The organism is Pseudomonas sp. SIMBA_067, from assembly GCF_046534675.1.
Taxonomy (GTDB): Bacteria; Pseudomonadota; Gammaproteobacteria; order Pseudomonadales; family Pseudomonadaceae; genus Aquipseudomonas; species Aquipseudomonas putida.
This window is the reverse complement of sequence record NZ_JAWRYH010000663.1, coordinates 1-262: the sequence shown is the minus strand read 5'-3', so window position 1 is coordinate 262 and position 262 is coordinate 1. Positions and strand designations below refer to the sequence as shown.

Sequence of the window (262 nt, the reverse complement as noted above, 5' to 3'; positions counted from 1 at the left end):
CTTATACCAAGGTGAGAAAGTTTTACCATAAACGTTTTTGCCAACTAGCTGCTCTGTGGCATGATTAGCACAGAGCAAAACCGAATTAGAGCGCTATGTTAGTTAATTTTTCCAAAATGCACGGCTTAGGTAACGACTTTGTTGTGATTGATAACATTACACAAAACGTTTTTTTATCTCGTGATCAAATCAAAAAGCTGGCCGATCGCCATTTCGGCATTGGGTTTGATCAACTACTGATGGTTGAAGCCCCTTACTCACC

1 pseudogene is annotated in these 262 nt (G+C 40.1%); it reads left to right on the top strand.

The features are described from left to right. Window positions 1–95: 95 nt before the first annotated feature. Window positions 96–262: pseudogene (locus tag SB765_RS30775) on the top strand (diaminopimelate epimerase); the annotation flags it as partial.